The sequence below is a fragment of the Rhizobium sp. K102 genome, from assembly GCF_022385315.1.
In the GTDB taxonomy this organism is placed as follows: domain Bacteria; phylum Pseudomonadota; class Alphaproteobacteria; order Rhizobiales; family Rhizobiaceae; genus Rhizobium; species Rhizobium croatiense.
In genome coordinates this window covers 3,763,722-3,782,251 of sequence record NZ_CP092436.1, presented here as the reverse complement: position 1 = coordinate 3,782,251, position 18,530 = coordinate 3,763,722, and the positions used below count along the sequence as shown (strand labels likewise).

Annotated in this window: 8 protein-coding genes; 6 read left to right on the top strand and 2 right to left on the bottom strand. The window is 62.0% G+C overall.

From position 1 onward, the window contains the following. Window positions 1-106: 106 nt before the first annotated feature. From MHI61_RS24550 to opgC, 4 genes are all read left to right on the top strand, one after another. Complete coding sequence (locus MHI61_RS24550) at window positions 107-292, top strand: hypothetical protein (protein ID WP_239790927.1); 186 nt, start codon at window positions 107-109, stop codon at window positions 290-292. A gap of 124 nt (window positions 293-416) precedes the next feature. Further along, the gene (locus MHI61_RS24545) at window positions 417-581 is read left to right on the top strand and encodes a hypothetical protein (protein ID WP_239790926.1); all 165 of its coding nucleotides are present in this window, start codon (window positions 417-419) and stop codon (window positions 579-581) included. Window positions 582-1,265: 684 nt separating this feature from the next. Further along, the gene (locus MHI61_RS24540) at window positions 1,266-9,785 is read left to right on the top strand and encodes a glucoamylase family protein (protein WP_239790925.1); all 8,520 of its coding nucleotides are present in this window, start codon (window positions 1,266-1,268) and stop codon (window positions 9,783-9,785) included. A gap of 101 nt (window positions 9,786-9,886) precedes the next feature. Beyond that, window positions 9,887-11,125: an OpgC domain-containing protein gene (gene opgC, locus MHI61_RS24535; RefSeq protein WP_239790924.1), complete on the top strand. Its 1,239-nt coding sequence runs from the start codon at window positions 9,887-9,889 to the stop codon at window positions 11,123-11,125. A gap of 50 nt (window positions 11,126-11,175) precedes the next feature. Here the strand turns inward: opgC and MHI61_RS24530 are convergent, their stop codons facing one another. Together MHI61_RS24530 and MHI61_RS24525 are read right to left on the bottom strand one after the other, a co-directional pair. Further along, a complete protein-coding gene (locus tag MHI61_RS24530) occupies window positions 11,176-11,529 on the bottom strand; it encodes a VOC family protein (RefSeq protein ID WP_239790923.1) in 354 nt (117 codons plus the stop codon). Between the two features lie 360 nt (window positions 11,530-11,889). After that, the gene (locus MHI61_RS24525) at window positions 11,890-13,653 is read right to left on the bottom strand and encodes a glucan ABC transporter ATP-binding protein/ permease (protein ID WP_064683884.1); all 1,764 of its coding nucleotides are present in this window, start codon (window positions 13,651-13,653) and stop codon (window positions 11,890-11,892) included. 387 nt (window positions 13,654-14,040) lie between these two features. On the opposite strand from MHI61_RS24525, the gene MHI61_RS24520 reads away from it, so the two are divergent. Together MHI61_RS24520 and pyc are read left to right on the top strand one after the other, a co-directional pair. Continuing rightward, the gene (locus MHI61_RS24520) at window positions 14,041-14,790 is read left to right on the top strand and encodes a LuxR family transcriptional regulator (protein WP_239790922.1); all 750 of its coding nucleotides are present in this window, start codon (window positions 14,041-14,043) and stop codon (window positions 14,788-14,790) included. A gap of 174 nt (window positions 14,791-14,964) precedes the next feature. Next, the gene (gene pyc, locus MHI61_RS24515; RefSeq protein WP_239790921.1) at window positions 14,965-18,429 is read left to right on the top strand and encodes a pyruvate carboxylase; all 3,465 of its coding nucleotides are present in this window, start codon (window positions 14,965-14,967) and stop codon (window positions 18,427-18,429) included. Window positions 18,430-18,530: the final 101 nt, after the last annotated feature.

The following is an 18,530-nucleotide window of genomic DNA, read 5'->3' as shown; positions in this document are numbered from 1 at the left end:
TGTTTCGCTAAAAGACGACCATTCAGCTAGACTATTGACAGCTGCCCCGCTTCTGTCATGATCCTGTTAACGATTGTTAGCTTTCGTGATCGATGGAGGTCAAGGCATGTTCTTTCTCGGTGGGATGACCATGGGCTACCTCGATCCTCCCGTCAAAGCCGAACGCAAGGAACAGATGACGGTCGCCATGCCTGGGGAAAAGGACCGGCGCCTGATCGAGACCTCCAACCCGCCGCAGAACGAGAACGCCGTCGAGCGCTCGTTGATCTGGGCATGGCGCAAGCTCTGCTAAGAGCAGGTTGAATTTTCTCTTCCGCTCCCTCTGGACGGAAATTTATCTCTACCTACCTGATAGAGAATAAGAAATATAACAGCGAGCCGCACAACCGGCCGCACGAAAACAACGGAGGCGACATATGGCAGAACTGGGTATTTCGCATACTCACGTGAACCACTATGGTTCCGTACCGACCAAGAAGCCGCACGCCACGCGTCACAGGCTTCAGGCGGTGCTCCATGGGACAATCTTCACCGCGGCATTCCTGTTTGTGGTAGCCCTGGTCTTCGGCCTCGTCGGATAGTCGGCAGATAACAAGCCTCGGCAGGCGCCGAGGCTGCGGCGAGTTTGCCGCCTATATTGAATGCCGGACACTGTCTCGGTGTTTCAAGCCCCTTGATCATCCCTCTCCCCTTATCACGCGCTCGAAAAGGGCGCCGCGGCGCATTTTTGCTCCCGTTATGCATGTCGCCCGGAAATGTGCAGCGGTTCCGGGACACGACATGCATAAAAACAAAGAGCTAAAGCGCGTTGCGTGAATCAAATTTGATGCGACGCGCTTAAGGTCTGGCGGAGTTCAAGTCGGCGCACGCCCCGGCCGGACACCGTGAGCAGGCGAACAAGCCGCTCAAAGGACAGCCGAAGATCCGGAAAATCCTCCCTCGGCGCCTGCCTCGCCGCAACCAGGCGCCGGCATGCTCGCCATCCCCCGCCGCGCAAGCGCATCGGTCAGGCGGCGCAAGCCTCTTGACTTGAATTATTCCGATGGTGTCCAACTTTTCGACATGGTTTTGCGGAGAGTGCATTGATCGCCCTCGGGTCGTCCTGGGCCAGGGCCGCGCCCGGTTGCATCGCTTGCCAGACGTCATTCACCCCGGCTTCATCGATCTTCGACGAATTGGGGCCCGTTCATGTAGCAGTCATGATAAGCAGTGCAAAAGGCTGAGCAAAACCAGCCATAACTTTGTTTGGATCCAGAACCGAACCCATGTCTATTGCCATTCTTTCTCCGAGCCTTCCCCGCGAACCCGAGATGAAGCAGATCGATCACAATGATTCGATCCGCTCGACCTATCTTTCCATCGAGGACATCAAGGCGATGGGCGATGCAGTCGCCCGTAACGGCGTCGACAAGCTGCCGGCTTTCGCCCCTTTCGATTTCTTCGCACGCCACAAGGAAAATCAGAAGGAAATCCTGCGCGTCTATCGCACGACGGCGACGGATGTCGAGGCCGGCGAGACGATCACGCCGGCGGCGGAATGGCTGCTGGACAACCATTATATCGTCGAAGAGGCAATTCAGGAGGTGCGGCGTGACTTCCCCCGCCGCTTCTACCGCGAATTGCCGACCATGTCTGTCGGCGGAGTCGAGATTCCGCGCACTTTGGTGCTTGCCTGGCTCTACGTCGCCCATACCCACAGCACGATCTCGCAGGAAAGTCTGACGGCTCTGGTCGACGGCTTCCAGGCCAACGAGACACTGAGGATCGGTGAACTCTGGGCGCTGCCCTCGCTGGTGCGCTACGTGCTCGTCGAAAACCTTCGCCGTATTTCGAGCCGTGTCGAAGCCAGCCGCCGGCTGCGCCGCCGCGCCAACGAGGCCGCTGACGAGCTGGTGCGCCTGACCGATCCGGCCAGGGCGGCCGCCTATCTGAAGACGCTGGAACCGCTTGCCGAGGACAATACCTTCTCGACGCAGTTCCTCTATCGCCTGCGTGACGGCTCGCAGACCTCGAGCCTGGCGATCACCTGGCTCGACGAGCGGCTGGAAGAGCTTGGCCGCAACACCGAAGAGGCGACGACGGCCGAACACAGCCGTCTCTCCTCCGGCAACGTGACGATGGGCAACATCATCCGCAGCCTGCGCGAGATCGACGACACCGAATGGTCGGTCTGGGTCGAGCAGGTCAGCCATGTCGACAAGCTGCTCTGGGAACATTCGGATTACGGCATCCTCGATTCCGGCTCGCGCAACAAATACCGCAAGCAGATTGAGAAGCTCGCCAAGCGTTCGCCGCTGACCGAGATGGAAATCGCCCAGCTGGCGCTCGATATGACGGATGCCGCCAAGGCCTCCGGGGAGCCGCAGCCACATGAACCGAACGTCGGCGGCTTCCTGTCCGGCGCGCAGCGGCCGAAGCTCGAGTCCCGGGCGAATTACCGCCCGACGATCACCCAGCATTTCGTGCGCGCCGTGCGCCAGTTCAACTGGCTGGCAATTGCTGTTCCCGTCATGCTGCTGACTGTCATCGCCATGGCTGTTGTCGGCAACTTCATGGCGAATGCCGGCATGGGTCCGATCGAAATCGCCGTGCTGCTGATCATGTTCTCGCTGCCGGCATCGGAGGGAGCGACAGGTCTCTTCAACACGCTGCTTTCCTTCTTCGTGACGCCGGCGCGTCTCGTCGGCTACGAGTTCAAGGAAGGCATTCCGGAGGATGCGCGCACGCTGCTCGTCGTGCCCTGCCTGATCTCGAACCGCGACAGCGTTGACGATCACGTGCGCAATCTCGAGGTCCACTATCTCGCCAATCCGCGCGGCGAAATCTATTTCGCGCTGCTCAGCGACTGGCCGGACAGCGATGTCGAGGAGACACCCGCCGATCTCGAGGTTCTCGACTATGCAAGGCGCGAGATCGCCAATCTCTCCGCCCGTTATGCCTATGACGGCAAGACGCGGTTCTACCTGTTGCATCGCCGCCGTCTCTACAACGCCTCGGAAGGCGTCTGGATGGGCTGGGAGCGCAAACGCGGCAAGCTGCACGAGCTGAACATGCTGCTGCGCGGCGACCGCGATACGACCTATCTGCCGGGCGCCAATGCCGTGCCGGCCAATGTGCAATATGTCATGACGCTCGACGCCGACACGCGCCTGATGCGTGACGCCGTCACCAAGCTCGTCGGCAAGCTCTATCATCCGATCAACCGCCCGGTCATCAATCCGAAAACCGGCCGTGTCGAAAGCGGCTACGGCGTGCTGCAGCCGCGTGTCACGCCGTCGTTGACGACGGGCAAGGACGCCTCGGTCTTCCAGCGCGTCTTTTCGATCAACCGCGGCCTCGATCCTTATGTCTTCACCGTTTCCGACGTCTATCAGGATCTCGCCGGCGAGGGCACCTTCACCGGCAAGGGCCTCTACCATGTCGATGCCTTCGAAGCCTCGCTGAAGGGCCGGATCGACGAGAATTCCGTACTCAGCCACGATCTTCTCGAAGGTTCGATGGCGCGCTGCGCCCTCGTCACCGATCTCGAGCTGGTCGAGGATTTCCCGATCCGCTACGAGGTGGAGACCTCGCGCCAGCATCGCTGGGCGCGCGGCGACTGGCAGCTCCTGCCTTACATGTTCAATCCGAAATACGGCGTCACGGCCCTCGGCCGCTGGAAGATGTTCGACAATCTGCGCCGTTCGCTGACGCCGATCGCCTGGTTCTTCGCCTCGGTGCTCGGCTGGTATTTCATGGGTCCGCTCGGCGCGCTGGTCTGGCAGATTCTGCTGATCTTCTGCCTCTTCGTGGCGCCGACCCTGTCGCTCATCAACGGCATCATCCCGCGCACCAGCGATATCGTCGCCCGCGCCCATCTCTATACCGTCTGGTCGGATATCACGGCCGCCAATGCGCAGGTCGCATTGCGGATCGTCTTCATTGCCGATTCGGCAGCCATGATGGCGGATGCGATCGGCCGTTCGCTCTACCGCCTGTTCGTCAGCCGCAAGCTGATGCTGCAGTGGCGGACCGCTGCCAGCGTTCAGGCCGGCGGGCAAGGCACCCTCGCCTCTTATTACAAGCAGATGTGGCATGCGCCTGTGCTGGCGCTGCTGGCGCTTGGTTTCGCAGCCCTTCCCGGCGACAACGCCTTCCTGGTCGGCATTCCCTTCGCGCTGCTGTGGATCCTCTCGCCTGTCGTCGCCTGGTATGTCAGCCAGTCGGCGGAGACCGAGGACCGGCTCGAAGTCGCCGACTCCGTGTCGAGCGAGTTGCGCAAGATCGCCCGGCGCACCTGGCGCTATTTCGAGACCTTCACCACGGCCGAGCAGAATTATCTGCCGCCGGACAATATCCAGGAAACGCCGCATGTCATCGTCGCGGCCCGCACCTCGCCGACCAATATCGGCGTCTATCTGCTTTCCGTCGTGTCCGGCCGGCATTTCGGCTGGTTCTCCTTCGAGGAAACGCTCGAGCGGTTGGAGCAGACGATTGCCACGATCGACAAAATGGAAAAGTTCCGCGGCCATCTGTACAACTGGTATCACAGCGATACGCTGCAGACGCTCGGACCGCGTTATGTCTCGGCGGTCGACAGCGGCAATCTCGCCGGCCACCTGATCGCCATTTCTTCGGCCTGCCGCAACTGGGCCGAGGCGCCGTCGGCCCATATGCAGGGCAATCTTGACGGTGTCGGCGATACGGCCGGCATTTTGGGCGAAGTGCTGGCGGATCTGCCGGATGACCGCAAGACCGTGCGCCCGCTGCGCCGGCGCCTGGAAGAGCGCATTGTCGGCTTCCAGAACGCGCTTGCCGCCGTTAAACGCGAGCACGAATTCGCCTCGATCCGCATCATCAACCTCGCCGTTCTCGCCCGCGACATCGAAAAGCTCGCCGCCAATCTCGACCACGAGGTCAAGTCGAAGCAGAGCGAAGAGGTCACCCAATGGGCGGCATCCCTCGTCAAGGTCTGCGAGGCGCATATCTCCGACAGCACCTTCGATCTTTCCAAGGTCGATGCGCTCCGGCCGCGGCTGGTGGCGCTGCGCGACAAGGCCCGCGATCTTGCCTTCTCGATGGATTTCGGTTTCCTGTTCCGGCCGGAACGGCGCCTGCTGTCGATCGGCTACCGTGTCGAAAGCGGCGAGCTCGACCAGGCCTGCTACGATCTGCTGGCTTCCGAATGCCGTCTGACCAGCCTGTTCGGCATCGCCAAGGGCGACCTGCCGACCGAGCACTGGTATCGCCTCGGCCGCCAGGTCGTGCCGGTCGGATCGCGCGGCGCGCTGGTCTCCTGGTCCGGCTCGATGTTCGAATATCTGATGCCACCGCTCGTCATGCAGGAGCGCGGCGGCGGCATTCTCAACCAGACCAACAATCTTGTCGTGGTGGAGCAGATAAACTACGCCCGCAAGCTCGGTATTCCGTGGGGCATCTCGGAAGCGGCCTTCAATGCCCGCGACCATAACCTCAACTATCAGTACACGAATTTCGGCGTGCCGACGCTCGGTCTCAAGCGTGGCCTCGGCCACAATGCCGTCATCGCGCCCTATGCATCGCTGCTCGCCAGCCAGTACGACCCGCCGGGCGCGCTCGAAAACCTGCAGCGGCTGCGCAAGGTCGGCGCGCTCGGCAAGTTCGGCTTCCACGACGCGGTCGACTTCACGCCGACGCGGGTGCCGGAAGGCAAGAAATGCGCGGTGGTCTACAATTATTATGCCCACCATCACGGCATGTCGATCGCCGCCGTCGCCAACGTCGCCTTCAACGGCCATCTGCGCGAGCTCTTCCATTCCGACCCGGTCATCGAGGCGGCGGAGCTTCTGTTGCAGGAAAAGGCGCCGCGCGACATTCCCGTCATGAGCGGCAAACATGAATCCGATACGCCGGCCAGCATCCAGGACGATCTGCTGCGGCCGGAGATCAGGAAGATCAGCGATCCGGCTTCGCGCGACCGCGAACTCGTGTTCCTGTCGAACGGCCACTACTCGCTGATGCTGACGGCGACGGGCGCCGGTTATTCCCGCTGGAACGGTCTCTCCGTTTCCCGCTGGAAGGCCGATCCGACCGAAGACCGCTGGGGCACCTTCATCTTCCTGCGCGATACCGCCACCAACGAATGGTGGTCGGCGACAGCAGAGCCGAAGGGGGTCGAGGGCGAAAAGATCAAAGTCGAGTTCGCCGACGAAAAGGCGCAGTTCACCAAGACGATTGGTGATCTGACGAGCGAGGTGGAGTGCATCATCGCGACGGAGCATGATGCCGAGGCCCGCCGTGTCACCCTGCTCAACATGGGCACGGAAGACCGTTTCATCGAAGTCACCTCCTATCTCGAACCTGTCATCACCTCGGATGATACCGACAATGCGCATCCGGCATTCGCCCGCATGTTCGTCAAGACCGAAATCGGCAAGCGCGGCGACGTCATTCGCGCGGAACGCAACAAACGCGATCCGAACGAGCCGAACATCAGCATCGCGCATCTGATCGTCGACAATGCCGGCGACACCCGTCACACCGAATTCGAGACCGACCGGCGCAAGTTCATCGGCCGTGGCCGCAGCCTCGCCGATGCGGCGGCCTTCGATCCGGGCGCCACACTTTCCGGCAGCGACGGCTTCATGCTCGATCCCGTCATGTCGCTGCGTCGCACCGTGCGTGTGCCGGCCGGCAAAAAGGTCAGCGTGTTCTTCTGGACGATCGCCGCGCCAAACCGCGACGAGGTCGACAAGGCGGTCAATCGCTACCGTCATCCCGACGCCTTCAACCATGAGCTCGTCCAGGCCTGGACGCGCACGCAGGTGCAGATGCGCCACGTCGGCGTCACCTCGCAGCAGGCGGCAGCCTTCCAGCATCTCGGGCGCTACCTCGTCTATCCCGACATGCAGCTGCGCAAGGATGAAGCGACCGTCGAGGCCGGTCTGCAATCGCAATCGGCGCTGTGGCCTTTGGCGATCTCCGGCGATTTTCCGATTTTCACGTTGCGCGTCAACGACGACATGGATCTCGACATTGCCCGCGAGGCCCTGCTGGCGCAGGAATATCTGCGCTCGCGCGGCGTCACCGCCGATCTCATCATCATGAACGAACGTGCCTCTTCCTACGCACAGGACATGCAGCACGCGCTCGACGCCATGTGCGAGAACGTGCGCCGCATGGGCCAGGCCGACGGGTTGCGCCAGCATATCTTCGCGGTTCGAAAGGACCTGATGGAGGAGAGCACCTATCGTGCGGTGATCGCGGCCTCCCGCGTCACCCTGCATGCGAAGAACGGCAAAGTGATCGACCAGATCAACCGCGCCGTCGCCCTGTTTGCACCGTCGAAGGATGAGCTGCAGGAGATGGAACGCGCCGAGCGGAACAAGGCTCCGGTCAAGCGCGTCGCGCCGGTGCCGCCGCCTGTCGTGCCGGCTGTCGTCATCGAGGAGGAAGGCGATCTCGACTTCTGGAACGGCATCGGCGGCTTTGCCCAAGACGGCCGCGAATATGTCGTTCGCCTGCCCGGCGGTCATGCAACGCCCCAGCCCTGGATCAACGTCATTTCCAATGACAGGTTCGGCTTTCACGTGTCGGCCGAAGGTGCAGGCTTCACCTGGAGCGTCAATTCGCGCGACTACCAGCTGACCTCCTGGTCGAACGACGCGGTGGTCAACCGTTCGGGCGAGGCCTTCTATCTCGCCGATCTCGACAGCGGGGCAGTCATGACGCCGTTCGCAGCACTGTCGCGCCGGCCGGACATTCGTTTCGAAGCCCGCCATGGGCTCGGCTATTCGGTCTTCTCGAGCGTCCAGCACGATATCGCACTGGAGCTGACGCAGACGATCGCCCGCGACAAGCCGGTGAAGCTGCAGCGTCTGCGCCTGCGAAATACCGGCTCGACTGGCCGCAGGCTGCGTCTCTATGGTTATGTCGAATGGGTGCTCGGCAGCAATCCCGGACGCACCGCCCCCTTCATCCTGTCGAGCCAAGATGAGGAGACGGGCGCGCTGTTCGCCACCAATCCGTACAGCATCGATTTTTCCAACCGAACCGCCTTCTTCGCGGCGAGCGAGACGCCTTCGAGCGTCTGCGCAAGCCGGCGCGAGTTCATCGGCAAGGCGGGAACGATCCAGGCGCCGCAGGCCGTTACGTCAGCGGCTGCTCTTTCGGGTGCGACCGAACTCGACGGCGATCCGGCCGCGGCTCTGGCTATCGACATCGAGCTTAACGCCGGCGAGGAGCGCGACTTCACCTTCTTCCTCGGCGATACGCCGACGGAAGAAGAAGCGCGCGCCGTCATCGCCGATATCCGCAACGCTTCGTTCGACGAGGCCGTCGAGGCAAACCGCAGCTTCTGGCGGGATTTCACCGGCAGGCTGCAGATCTCGACGCCGGATCGCGGGATGAACAATCTCGTCAACACCTGGCTGCCCTATCAGAGCCTCGGCTGCCGGATCATGGCCCGCACCGCCTTCTACCAGGCAAGCGGCGCCTTCGGTTTCCGCGATCAGCTGCAGGACACGCTGGCCTTCCTGCTGCACGAACCCTCGATCGCCCGCAGGCAGATCCTGAACGCCGCCTCGCGCCAATTCCGCGAGGGCGACGTCCAGCATTGGTGGCTGCCTGGTACGGGTGCCGGCGTCCGCACGATGATCTCGGACGACGTCGTCTGGCTGAGCTATGCGATCCACCACTATTGCAGCGTCACCGGCGACAAGAGCGTGCTCGACGAGGAAATTGCCTTCCTGGAAGGTCCGGCGCTTCTCGAGGGACAGCATGACTCCTTCTACAAGCCGGAGATTTCCGAGGATAAGGCGAGCGTCTACGAACATGCGGCGCTGGCACTCGATCTCGCTATCGCTCGCAAGGGGGCTAACGGCCTGCCGCTGTTCCTCGGCGGCGACTGGAACGACGGCATGAACCGCGTCGGCATCGCCGGCCGCGGCACCAGCGTCTGGCTCGGCTGGTTCCTGGCAGGCGCGTTGCGCGCCTTCATTCCCTATGCCGAAGAACGCGGCGACACGGCGCGCGCAAAGCGCTGGTCTGCACATCTCAAGGACTTGAAGAAAGCGCTCGAAACCGCGGGATGGGACGGCGGCTACTATCGCCGCGGCACGTTCGACGATGGCGCACTGCTCGGTTCCAAGGAAAGCCCGGAATGCCGGATCGATTCGATCGCGCAGTCCTGGAGCGTTCTGTCCGGCGAGGGCGACCCGACCCGCGCCGTCAAGGCCATGGATGCCGTGCTCGATCAACTGGTCGACGAGGAAGCCCGCATCATCCGGCTGTTCACACCGCCTTTCATCAATTCCGCCAGGGATCCCGGTTATATCAAGGCTTATCCGCCGGGCGTGCGCGAAAACGGCGGCCAATATACCCATGCCGCGACCTGGGTGGTGATGGCGCTGGCGGAGCTCAAGCGGGGCGACGATGCCTTCCGCTGCTTCCAGATCCTCAACCCGATCACCCATGCGCTCGACAAGGCTTCGGCCGAGCAATACCGGGTCGAACCCTATGTCGTGGCCGCCGACGTCTATGGACATGAGCCTTATACGGCGCGAGGCGGCTGGACCTGGTACACCGGCTCGGCCGGCTGGCTCTACCGGGCTGCCGTCGAGGGCATCCTCGGTATCCGGTTGAAGGACGGCCGGCTTTATGTGCGTCCGTCGCTCCCGTCGGAATGGGACGGTTTTGCGGCAGAGGTGGAGCGGGGCGACGGCAAATACCGCATTTCGGTCTCAAAAGCGTCCAATGCCAGCGGCTACACTCTGTCCATCAACGGCAGCGAAATCGCCGATCCCGAAGAGGGATATCCGCTCGGATAAAAGCGTTTCTCCACGCAGACATCACGGCGATTCGCGAACGGCCAAAAGGGAACCCTTTTGGCCGTCGTCGCGTTTGCAAATCGGATAACAGGAGACACCCCATGGCAAGCACGCTGACCGAGGCCATCGGCGCCGAGCGCAGTTCCCTATCCGTAGCTGCGCCAGGGCGCGATACACGGCTTGACGTGCTGCGTGGCCTCGCCTTGATCATGATCTTCATCAATCATGTTCCCGGGCAGTTCTTCGAATATGCCACGACGAAGAATTTCGGCTTCTCCGATGCCGCCGAGGCCTTCGTGCTGATATCGGGCATTGCCGTCGGCCTTGCCTACGGCTCCCGCTTTCAGCCGGGAAACCGGCTCAGAATGGCGACCAAGGCGGCAAAGCGGGCCTTCACGCTTTACCTCGCCCATATGATCACGACCTTCATGACGCTGGCGCTGTTCATCTGCGGCGCCTGGCTGTTCCACCGGCCCGGACTGCTTGTCGAAATCAATATTCTGGCGGTTCTGATGAACCTCAAGGACGGCATCCCGGCGCTGCTCCTGCTCGGCCACCAGATCGGCTACAACAATATCCTGCCCATGTACGGGGCATTGCTGCTGATGGTGCCCATCCTCCTTCTCCTGAACGAGCGAAGCCCGCTGCTGGCGCTTGCCGTCTCGGGCACGGTCTGGCTGCTCGCCGGCATTTATCAGGTGGCGCCGCACAACATGCTGATCGAGGGCTATTGGTTCCTCAATCCGCTGTCCTGGCAGTTCCTGTTTTCGATCGGTATCGTCTCGATCCTGCATATCAAGCGCGGCGGCCGGATCCCGCGGCATCCGCTATTGCTTACGGTCGCCACCGCTTACGTCGTGCTGTCCTTCGTCTGGGTGACAGGTCATCTCTGGATTTTCGGCAACTCGCTGGCAGCGCTTGGCCTGCCGCCTGTTATCACCGGTTTCGACAAGACCTTCCTGTCGCTGCCGCGGCTGCTGCATGTGCTGGCGCTGACCTATCTGATTATCAGCATCCCCGCATGCTCCCGCATCCTGCGGCGTCCCGCGGACCACCCGCTGACGATCCTCGGCCGCCATTCGCTCAACATCTTTGTCGCCGGCACGATCCTCGCCATGGTCGGCCAGGTGGTGCTCTACATCACCAACAAGGATCCGCTGGTCGGCCCGATCTTCGTCATCGCCGGCATTGCGACGCAATTCACCTATGCCTACTATCTCGAGCACAAGCGTCAACAGGGCAAGGTCAAGAGCAAGCTCGTCACCGAGGTTGCCGCCGTCCCGGTGCCCGTGCGGATCGGCGGAGCGGCAAACACCTATCGCCGCACCAATCGGAAATAGCAGCCAGCCTTGCCTTGATATAAGTGAGCCGGCGGGCCATGCCCGCCGGCTCAGTTTTTGTGAACGAGGATGTTCACCAGCCTGCCCAGGGGATCGCGGACATAGAAGCGCCTGACGCCCCAGGGCTCGTCCACCGGGCCGTATTCGATCGGAAAACCGGCGGCCGACATCGCCGCGAAAGCAGCATCCAGATCGTCGACTTCGATCGAGAGGTCCGGCACCGGCGTGCCGGAGCCGCCTTGGCTGGCGACGCTCACCTGAACGTTCATAGGCCTTGCCGCGCCGAAGGTGGTGATCCAGCCGTGATCCATGATGACGTCGAGACCCAGGATATCCTGATAGAACCGCCGCGCCGGCGTGATGTCGCGTGCCGCAATATTGGCGACGATGCGCAGGACCTTCATGGGCTTTCCTTCCGATGCTTGGACAAGGCGGAAGGTAGGAAGATCGGCAGGGTGGTCAATCGGGGTTCGGCTTGGAATGGCGGTGTATGGCACCCCCTCTGCCCTGCCGGGCATCTCCCCTACAGGTGGGGAGATTGGTTGGGCGCACCGACTTCCCCAAACAACAACGAACCTATGTTCCACACGGCGACGGAAAGGGACTACGGGGTCAACCTTTTGCCGATCTCTCCACTTGTGGGGAGATGCCCGGCAGGGCAGAGGGGCTCATGGCACCCGGAGGAATTGGACTGGCCTTACCCCGCCAAAGCAAAAAGGCCGGAAGGAGCTACCCTTCCGGCCTTTGTTTTGAAACCCGACCGATCAGGCGGCTTCGGTGGCGTGGGCCTTGCGGACTTCGTCGTCCGTCAGGATGCCGCTGGCGCGCAGCAGGGCGGCGAAGCGGCCGTTGCTGTGGCTGAGCTCGTCGAAGCTGCCCTGCTCGGCGACGCGGCCGTTGTCCAGGAAGAGGACCATATCGGCTTCGCGGACCGTCGACAGACGGTGGGCGATGATGAAGGTAGTGCGGTTCTCACGCAGGTTGTCGATCGCGGCCTTGACGCGGGCTTCGGTCTCGACATCGAGCGCCGAGGTCGCCTCGTCGAGCACCAGGATCGGCGCATCCTTGAGGATGGCGCGGGCGATCGCGATGCGCTGGCGCTCGCCGCCGGAGAGCTTGTTGCCGCGTTCGCCGACATGCGTATCGTAACGGTCCTTGCGGGTTTCGATGAAGTCGGCGGCGGCGGCGGCCTCGGCCGCACGGCGCATTTCCTCTTCGCTGGCACCCTCGCGGCCGAGGCGGATATTGTCGCTGATCGAGCGGTTCAGCAGGCCGGCATCCTGGAAGACAGTGGCGATATGGCGACGCAGCGACTTGCGGGTCACCTTGGTGATATCGGTGCCGTCGACCAGAATCTGCCCACCCTGCGGGTCGTAAACGCGCTGCAGCAGGTTGACCAGCGTCGTCTTGCCGGCGCCGGTCGGGCCGACGATGGCAACCGTCTGGCCGGCCTTCACCGAGAAGGAGACATTGTGCAGACCCTGCGAGCTGTTGCCGAAGCCGAAGGAGACGTCGCGGAATTCGACCGCACCCTTGACGCTCTTGATCTCGCCGTTGCCGGCCGGCTCTTCGCGTTCACGCACCGAATCTTCGAGCGTGTAGAAGTCCTGCAGCTTGGAACGGGCCTCGAAGATCTGCGTGGCGAATTGGCGCATCAGGTCGAGGCGGGCAATCAGCAGGTTGGCAAAGCCGATGAAGGCAATGACGTCACCGACGCGCAGCTGGCCGGACTGGACGAGCATCGTGCCGATGATCAGAACAACCATCATCGCGATGGTCGAGGCCATGCGGTTCAGCGCACTGGCGATCGCCCACCAGTCGAGCACCGGATACTGGGCTTCGAGCAGCCGGTCGGCGAAGGATTTCAACGCCTTGGTTTCGGCCTCGATGCGGTTGTAGCTATGCAGAACGGACACGTTGCTGATCGAGTCGCTGACATGCGAGAAGACGGTATGGTAGTGGTTCTCGACCGAAGCCTGGCCATCCTTGGTGCGGCTCATGACCACACGACCGATCAGCCAGTAGGCAATGCCGAGCACGATGAGGACGGCCGACAGGCGCAGATCCATCGATATTGCGGTCGGCACCAGCAGGGCAAGCGCGATGACCGTCGACAGATGGTTGCGCATGAATTCCAGCCAGAGGCCGAACAGCGTCTCGCAGGCGCGCAGCAGCGTATGCAGCGCGTTGGAGGTGCCGCGCTGGTGGTGCCAGGCGAGCGGCATGGATATGATCCGGCCGAAAGCCTCTGTCAGCAACGTGGCCCGCCGCCCATGGGCAAGCCGGTCGGCTTCGCGCGACACCAGGACGAAGGCGATGGTGTTGAACACGGCGAAGCCCGCCCACATGAACAGGATGGGCTTGACTTCACCCTTGCCCGAGATCGCATCGATGATGCGACCGAACAGGATTGGTTCCGCAATGGTGATGGTCGCCAGAACAATATTGGCGATAACGACCAGGGATACGCGGAGCTTGTAGGCGCCAAGATAGCGCAGAGCTCTTGCATAGACCTTGAATAGCGACACGTCTAACCTCTTGTGCATCTGCGAAAAACGGGAATGGAGCAATGCTACGAAAGGCTACCTGAACCGGCGATTAACGGAGTATTCAGAGTTCATCCGAGGGTTAATCAACCTGGGCCGACTTTCGCGGCTTGCGGCTAATCCGAAGCGGCATCAACAACATAGAGCAGTGGATCGGGTGACAAAAACTCACATTTTTCGTTATCGGGGTCTGGCGCGGGAATTGCGGGCACCTTATATGCCGCAACAATTTGCGCTTGCATTTTAATAAATGTTTAGCACAGCATTAAATAGAGACTGCATATTTTGAAGAAGACCGTTCCGCGACCAAGGTGAGAATGCCGCCAACGGCCTCGATGCGGACTTGGGGTCCGGACAAAGGGCGTTTTTGTGAATATTAGTTCGTTAATTCAATTGCTTGTCATTTTGGAAGAATGCTCCGATCCGGACGCCGTCGTCGCCGAACTCGAGCAGGTCCTCCACCTTTCCGGCTTCGAGTATTACGGTCTGCTGCGCCATTTGCAGCAAAGTCCGGCGCAGCAGGAACTGCGGGCCGCGCCGCTCGCCGGCCGCTGGCCGGAACAATGGCTGCAGATATATGCCGCGAAAAAATATGTCCGGATCGATCCGATGGTGCGCTATCTCACCCATGCACAACGGCCGTTCCGCTGGCGGGAGAGTATGGCGGCGTTCAACGGCGATGCACATCGGCGCCGCATGGAGCAGATGATGGTCGATGCCTTCGGCCACGGATTGGAGGACGGCTATCTCTTTCCGATCCACGGGCGCAACGGCATTCTGGGCAGCCTCAGTCTCGGCGGCAGACCGGTCGAATTGTCGCCGGTGGAGATCGCCTTGCTCGAGGCCGTGGCGCGCAAGACGTTCTGGCGCTTGCTCGAGCTGACAGGCGAAGCCGAGGCGCTGGAGACGCTGTTGCCGTCTGAGACGCCGCTGACGCGGCGCGAGATGGAAATCCTGCACTATCTCGCCGAAGGCATGACGTCGATGGAGATCAGCAAGATGCTGAAGATCTCGAACCACACCGTCGATTGGTATATGAACGGCCTGCAGAACAAGCTGAAGGCGAAGAACAGGCAACAGGCGGTGGCGCTTGCTTTCCGTCATGGCCTGATAAGCTGAGCTTTTCCTTATCCATTTCGCCAAGATCGCTGCATACTGTCAGTCGACATGTCTTTGCATGGCGAGAAATTGCGTTTCGCAGTCGCAAGAGAAATTGAACTTCCTGTGACAAGAAGTTAAGAATTTTCTTCGCGGGTGCAGCATGCCCGCGTCTGAACGACGGAGGAGACCGTTTTGCCCATTTCCAAGATACTCGTTGCCAATCGCTCTGAAATAGCCATCCGCGTGTTCCGCGCGGCCAACGAGCTTGGAATAAAAACGGTGGCGATCTGGGCGGAAGAGGACAAGCTGGCGCTGCATCGCTTCAAGGCGGATGAGAGCTATCAGGTCGGGCGCGGCCCGCATCTTGCCCGCGATCTCGGGCCGATCGAAAGCTATCTGTCGATCGACGAGGTGATCCGGGTCGCCAAGCTTTCGGGCGCCGACGCCATTCACCCCGGCTACGGCCTCCTGTCGGAAAGCCCGGAGTTCGTCGATGCCTGCAACAAGGCCGGCATCATCTTCATCGGCCCGAAGGGCGATACCATGCGCCAGCTCGGCAACAAGGTGGCGGCGCGCAATCTGGCGATCTCGGTCGGCGTGCCCGTCGTGCCGGCGACTGAGCCGCTGCCGGACGATATGGCCGAAGTGGCTAAGATGGCCGAAGAGATCGGTTATCCCGTCATGCTGAAGGCTTCCTGGGGCGGCGGCGGGCGCGGCATGCGCGCGATCCGCGATCCGAAGGATCTCGCCCGCGAGGTGACGGAGGCCAAGCGCGAGGCGATGGCGGCCTTCGGCAAGGACGAGGTCTATCTGGAAAAGCTGGTCGAGCGCGCCCGCCATGTCGAAAGCCAGGTCCTCGGCGACACGCACGGCAATGTCGTGCATCTCTTCGAGCGCGACTGCTCGATCCAGCGCCGCAACCAGAAGGTCGTCGAGCGCGCGCCGGCACCCTATCTCTCGGAGGCGCAGCGCCAGGAGCTCGCCGCCTATTCGCTGAAGATCGCAGCGGCGACCAATTATATCGGCGCCGGTACCGTCGAATATCTGATGGATGCCGATACCGGCAAATTCTACTTCATCGAGGTCAACCCGCGCATCCAGGTCGAGCATACGGTGACCGAAGTCGTCACCGGCATCGATATCGTCAAGGCGCAGATCCATATCCTTGACGGGGCTGCGATCGGCACCCCGGAATCGGGCGTTCCCGCCCAGGCCGACATCCGCCTCAACGGCCATGCGCTGCAGTGCCGCATCACCACCGAAGATCCGGAGCACAACTTCATTCCGGATTACGGCCGCATCACCGCCTATCGCTCCGCTTCCGGATTCGGCATCCGTCTCGACGGCGGCACCTCCTATTCCGGCGCCATCATCACCCGCTATTACGATCCGCTGCTCGTCAAGGTGACGGCCTGGGCGCCGAACCCTTCCGAAGCGATCAGCCGCATGGACCGGGCGCTGCGCGAATTCCGCATCCGCGGCGTCGCCACCAACCTGACCTTCCTCGAAGCGATCATCGGCCACCCGAAATTCCGCGACAACAGCTATACCACCCGCTTCATCGACACGACGCCGGAGCTCTTCCAGCAGGTCAAGCGCCAGGATCGCGCGACGAAGCTCTTGACCTATCTCGCCGACGTCACCGTCAACGGCCATCCCGAGGCTAAGGACCGGCCGAAGCCGCTGGAAAACGCCGCCAAGCCCGTGGTGCCCTATGCCAACGGCGATGGCGTCAAGGACGGCACCAAGCAGCTGCTCGACACGCTCGGCCCGAAGAAGTTCGGCGAGTGGATGCGCAACGAGAAGCGCGTGCTTCTGACCGATACGACGATGCGCGACGGCCACCAGTCGCTGCTCGCCACCCGCATGCGTACCTACGATATCGCCCGCATCGCCGGCACCTATGCGCATGCGCTGCCGAACCTCTTGTCGCTCGAATGCTGGGGCGGGGCGACCTTCGATGTCTCGATGCGCTTCCTCACCGAAGATCCGTGGGAGCGTTTGGCACTGATCCGCGAGGGGGCGCCAAACCTGCTCCTGCAGATGCTGCTGCGCGGCGCCAACGGCGTCGGCTACACCAACTATCCCGACAATGTCGTCAAATATTTCGTCCGACAGGCGGCCAGGGGCGGCATCGATCTCTTCCGCGTCTTCGACTGCCTGAACTGGGTCGAGAACATGCGGGTATCGATGGATGCGATCGCCGAGGAGAACAAGCTCTGCGAGGCGGCGATCTGCTATACCGGCGATATCCTCAATTCCGCCCGCCCGAAATACGACCTGAAATACTATACCGATCTTGCCGTCGAGCTCGAAAAGGCCGGCGCCCATATCATCGCCGTCAAGGATATGGCGGGTCTCTTGAAGCCGGCCGCCGCGAAGGTGCTGTTTAAGGCGCTACGCGAGGCGACCGGCCTGCCGATCCACTTCCACACGCACGACACCTCGGGCATTGCGGCCGCGACCGTTCTTGCCGCCGTCGAAGCCGGTGTCGATGCCGTCGATGCGGCGATGGATGCGCTGTCCGGCAACACCTCGCAGCCCTGTCTCGGCTCGATCGTCGAGGCGCTTTCCGGCTCCGAGCGCGATCCCGGCCTCGATCCGGAATGGATCCGCCGCATCTCCTTCTATTGGGAAGCGGTGCGCAACCAGTATGCCGCTTTCGAAAGCGACCTCAAGGGGCCGGCTTCTGAAGTCTATCTGCATGAAATGCCGGGCGGCCAGTTCACCAACCTCAAGGAGCAGGCCCGCTCGCTGGGGCTGGAAACCCGCTGGCACCAGGTGGCGCAGGCCTATGCCGACGCCAACCAGATGTTCGGCGATATCGTCAAGGTGACGCCCTCCTCCAAGGTCGTCGGCGACATGGCGCTGATGATGGTCAGCCAGGACCTGACGGTCGCCGATGTCGTCAGCCCCGAGCGCGAAGTCTCCTTCCCGGAATCGGTGGTCTCGATGCTGAAGGGTGATCTCGGCCAGCCGCCGTCGGGATGGCCGGCAGCGCTGCAGAAGAAAGCGCTGAAGGGCGAAAAGCCCTATACGGTGCGTCCCGGCTCGCTGCTGAAGGAAGCCGATCTCGATGCCGAGCGCAAGGTCATCGAGACCAAGCTGGAGCGCCAGGTCAGCGATTTCGAGTTCGCCTCCTACCTGATGTATCCGAAGGTCTTTACCGACTTTGCGCTCGCCTCCGATACCTATGGCCCGGTCTCGGTGCTGCCGACGCCGGCTTATTTCTATGGGCTGGCCGATGGCGACGAGCTGTTTGCCGATATCGAAAAGGGCAAGACGCTCGTCATCGTCAATCAGGCGATGAGCGCCACCGACAGCCAGGGCATGGTCACCGTCTTCTTCGAGCTCAACGGCCAGCCGCGCCGCATCAAGGTGCCGGACCGGGCGCATGGGGCAACGGGGGCGGCCGTGCGCCGCAAGGCGGAGCCCGGCAATGGTGCCCATGTCGGCGCGCCGATGCCCGGCGTCATCAGCCGCGTCTTCGTCTCGTCCGGCCAGGCCGTCAGCGCCGGTGACGTGCTCGTATCCATCGAGGCGATGAAGATGGAAACGGCGATTCATGCGGAAAAGGATGGAACCATAGCCGAAATCCTCGTCAAGGCCGGCGACCAGATCGATGCCAAGGACCTGCTTGTCGTCTATGCCGGTTGAGCCTTGCCGAGAGGCTTGTTCAACTGGCCGGCCGCTTCGGCCAATCACCCGATTGTGTGTGATCGGGCTGTCGGAAAGCTGATTTTTCGAAGCGTTTACGG